The following is a 4,115-nucleotide window of genomic DNA, read 5'->3' on the forward strand; positions in this document are numbered from 1 at the left end:
GTGCTGCCGGCCACCTGGTCGCGCGGCAACCCGGTCGACATCATCGGCGACGCGCCGGTGCAGCGCTATGTCGACGCGCTGCAGGCGGTGCTGGCCGAGCCGCAGGCCGGCGCGGTGCTGTTCATGCACGCGCCGACCGCGATCGTGCCGAGCGCCGAGATCGCACGCGCGCTGTCGCCGCTGGCCCGCGAGGCGAACGGCCGGCTGATGGCGTGCTGGCTGGGCGACACGGCGGTGGCCGAGGCGCGCCGGCTGTTCACCGATGCCGGCGTCGCCGACTACGCGACGCCCGAGGAAGCGGTGAACGCGTTCTCGATGCTGCGCTGCTACCGGCACAACCAGGCGACGCTGCTGGAGACGCCGTCGGCCAGCGCCAATGCCGTGCCGGACCTCGCCGCCGCGCGCCGCGTGATCATCGCGGCGCTGCTCGACGGCCGCGAGATGCTGCAGGAACACGAGGCCAAGGCGGTGCTCGCGGCCTACGGCATTCCGGTGGTGACGACGCTGCGCGYGGCGGCCGACGCCGATGCGGCGGCCGGTGCGGCAGGCCGCATCGGCTACCCGGTGGTGCTGAAGATCGTCTCGCCCGACATCACGCACAAATCGGATGTCGGTGGTGTCGCGCTCGGCCTGGCCGACGAGGCCGCGCTGCGCGAGGCCGCGGCCGGCATGCTCGAACGGGTGCGCGCCGCGCGGCCGCAGGCCCGGGTGAGCGGCTTCACGGTGCAGGCGATGGCGAGCCGGCCGATGGCGCAGGAGCTGATCGTCGGCACGAGCATCGACCCGAGTTTCGGCCCGGTGCTGATGCTCGGCCATGGCGGCACGGCGGTCGAGGTGCGGGCCGACCGCGCGATCGCGCTGCCGCCGCTGAACCGGGCGCTGGCGCGCGAGCTGGTGTCGCGCACCCAGGTGTCGCGGCTGCTGGCCGGCTACCGCGACCACCCGGCCGCGCGGCTCGATGCGGTGGGCGATGCGCTGGTCGCGCTGTCGCAGATGCTGGCCGACCTGCCGGAGCTGGCCGAGCTGGACATCAACCCGCTGTGGGCCGACCACGACGGCGTGCTGGCGCTGGATGCGCGCATCCGGCTGAGCCGCGTGCCGGTGGCCGGTGCGGAGCGTTTCGCGATCCGGCCGTATCCGGATGCGCTGGTCGAGACCATCGCGTGGCGCGGCGAGCCGCTGACCTTGCGCCCGGTGCGCCCGGAGGACGAGCCGGCGCACCGCCGCTTCATCGAACAGCTGAGCCCGGACGACCTGCGCTTCCGGTTCTTCAACGCGCGCCGCGAGCTGGCGCACAGCGAGCTCGCGCGGCTGACGCAGATCGACTACGCGCGCGAGATGGCCTTCATCGCGGTGCGTCCCGGCGCCGACGGGGCGGGCGAGACGCTGGGCGTGGCGCGCGCGGCGGTCGACCCGGACAACGTCGAGGCCGAGTTCGCGATCGTCGTGCGCAGCGACCTGCAGGGCCGGGGCCTGGGCCGGCTGCTGATGGACAAGCTGATCGCCTACCAGGGCGCGCAGGGCACGCAACGCCTGGTGGGACTGGTGCTGCACGACAACCAGGCGATGCGGGCCTTCGTGCAGCGCTTCGGCTTCGAGGCGCAGGGCGGCGACAGCGATGCCCTGCGGATGGTGCTGCCGCTGCAGCCGTAGCGGAACAACGGATCAGCGGATCACGAGCACCGGCGTCTTGCAGTGGTTCAGCACGCGCGCCGTCACCGAGCCGAGCACGACCGAGCCCAGGGCGGAATGCCCGTGCGAGCCCATCACGACCAGGTCGAAGCGGCCGCTGTCAGCCAGCTCGCTGATCACCGCCGGCGCATGGCCGACCTTGTCGACGAAGCTGGCGTTCCAGCCTTGCTGGGCGATGAACATTCGCACCGGCTTCAGCACCTCATCGGCTTCTGCGCGGTAGTAGTTCTCGACCGTCGCGCGGTCGAAGAAGCCCTTGGCGTGCGGCGGCACCGGCATCGTGACGGTGAGCACGGTGTAGTCGTGGTTGCCGCCCAGGAACTCGTCGTGGGCGGCCAACCAGGCCAGCATCTGCTTCGTGCAGGCGCTGCCGTCGACAGCCAGCAGGATCTTCATGGTCTTCTCCTTCATCGTGGTGGACAGGTTCGGGTCAATGGATCATCAACAGCGGCAGCGGCGCGGTGTGCATCAGCGTGCGGGTGGCGCCGCCGAGCACCTGCTCGCGCAGCCGGCCGTGCCCGTAGCAGCCCATCACCAGCCACTGCGCGCCGACCTGCGCGGCCAGCGCCAGCAACTCGTCGCCGATCGAGCGCGGTTCGTAGCCGCGCTGGTGCAGCACGGGCGTGATGCCGTGGGCCTTCAGGTGGCCGACGATGTCGAGGCCGCCGGCGGCGCCGACGACCGCGTTGCGCGACCAGCTGGCGACATGCACCTCGCGGGCCTGCGCCAGGAACGGCAGCGCGGCGGTGACGGCGCGGGCCGCCTCGCGCGAGGGTTTCCAGGCCACCAGCATGCAGTCGGGCGCGGAGCTGGCGGTGCCGCGGTCGGGCACGATCAGCGCGGGCTTGCCGCTTTCGATCAGCAGCGATTCGGTGAAACCGGCCGGCAGGTCGTGGCCTGCGACGGCCGGGTCGCGCTGGCCGAGCACCAGCAGGTCGGTGCACAGCGCGTGCTGGACGAGGGCCTGCAGCACCGGTTCGCGCGTGACCTCGGCCCAGCGCACGCGCGAGAGCTCCTCGCCACCGGTGATGTCCTGCAGCAGCCGTTCGCGTGCGAGCTGGCGGGTGTCGGGCTGGTCGAGCGTGGCGGCTGCGCCGGCGACGGCGCCGAAGCGGCCTTCGGGTTCGGCATGCAGCGGCGTGGCGGCGAACAGCGCGGTGACGTCGCCGTCGTGCCGCTCGGCGAGTTCGCGTGCGATCGTGAGCCGTGTCGCGGTGCGCGGCGAGGTGTCCGCGAGCATCAGGATCGAGCGGATCGGGTTCACGGTGGCGAGGCGTTGCGGCATGGTGCAACGGTACGCCTGTGCCGCCGCGACGGCTTGATTCAACTCAAATCGGATTCATCGCGCGTGACCTGGGTGCCGCTGGTGCCGGCCAGCAGCGCGGCGACATCGTCGAGCCGGCCGATCGCGGCGCGCCGGCCGGTCGTCTCGACGAACTCAGCGGCGGCGAGTGCCTTGGCGCCCATCGAGCCGGCGGGCAGCGCGAGCTGGCGCAGCGAGCGCGGCGTGGCCGACGCGAGCCGGTGCTCGTCGGGCGTGCCGAACCCGGTGCGGATGCCGTTGACATCGGTGAGCAGCAGCAGCACGTCGGCGTGCAGCTCGCGGGCGAGCAAGGCGCTGGCGGCATCCTTGTCGATGACGGCATCGATGCCGCGCAGCATGCCGTCGCGCTCGACGACCGGGATGCCGCCGCCACCGGCGCAGACGACGACGCCGGCCGCGAGCAGGTGGCGGATGGCCCGCAGTTCGACGACCTGCTGCGGCCGCGGCGACGGCACGACGCGGCGCCACTGCTCGCCGTCGCGCGCGAACTGCCAGCCGCGTTCGGCGAGCAGTTGCACCTCGGGCAGCCGGTAGCCGGGGCCGACCGGCTTGGTCGGCGTGGCGAAGGCAGGATCGCCCGCGTCGACGCGCACCTGCGTGAGCAGTGTCGCGATCGGGTGGCCGCCGAGTTCACAGGCCAGCGCCTGTTCGACCAGGTAGCCGACCATGCCGTCGCTCTCGGCGCCGAGCACGTCGAGCGGGGTGGTCTCGGCACCGGCGCGGCTGTCCTGCCAGGCGGCGGCCTGCAGCGCGAGCCAGCCGACCTGCGGGCCGTTGCCATGCGTGACGACCAGCTCGTTGTCGGCGGCCAGTGGCGCGAGGGCCCGGGCTGCTGCCGTCAGGTTGTCACGCTGGACCTGCACCGACATCGGCTGGCCGCGGCGGATCAATGCGTTGCCTCCGAGGGCTGCGACGATTCTCATCTTGTCTCTCCGTTCTTTCTGTGCGCGTGRRCGGGGCGGSCGGGGGSAGGCTGYGGGGGCTCAGCTGGGGCGGTCGGCCCTGGCGGGCCGACTGCACGGAGAAGCTCGGCTTCGGGGTTGCATCGGCAAACTCCCGTCACTCACTTCGTTCGTTGTGGTCAAACACAGCCGATGAG

General features: G+C 72.5%; 4 protein-coding genes. 1 reads left to right on the forward strand and 3 read right to left on the reverse strand.

Annotation, left to right across the window (positions count from 1 at the left end):
- The coding region (locus AC1D1T_RS30650; protein WP_477993190.1) for a bifunctional acetate--CoA ligase family protein/GNAT family N-acetyltransferase at window positions 1-1,653 on the forward strand (1,653 nt) is incomplete at its 5' end.
- A gap of 12 nt (window positions 1,654-1,665) precedes the next feature.
- Here AC1D1T_RS30650 and AC1D1T_RS30655 read toward each other — a convergent pair.
- Genes AC1D1T_RS30655 through AC1D1T_RS30665 form a run of 3 tightly spaced genes read right to left on the reverse strand, consistent with a single transcriptional unit; the run spans window position 1,666 to window position 3,939 of the window.
- Window positions 1,666-2,088, reverse strand: a complete 423-nt coding sequence (locus tag AC1D1T_RS30655; protein ID WP_465113055.1) for a universal stress protein — start codon at window positions 2,086-2,088, stop codon at window positions 1,666-1,668.
- A 34-nt stretch (window positions 2,089-2,122) separates the two neighbouring features.
- Window positions 2,123-2,977, reverse strand: a complete 855-nt coding sequence (locus AC1D1T_RS30660; RefSeq protein WP_477827381.1) for a universal stress protein — start codon at window positions 2,975-2,977, stop codon at window positions 2,123-2,125.
- A gap of 38 nt (window positions 2,978-3,015) precedes the next feature.
- Window positions 3,016-3,939 (reverse strand): carbamate kinase, encoded by a 924-nt coding sequence (locus AC1D1T_RS30665; protein ID WP_477827382.1) that lies wholly within the window; start codon window positions 3,937-3,939, stop codon window positions 3,016-3,018.
- Window positions 3,940-4,115 lie beyond the last annotated feature (176 nt).

Source organism: Rhizobacter sp. P2_H3 (assembly GCF_056403355.1).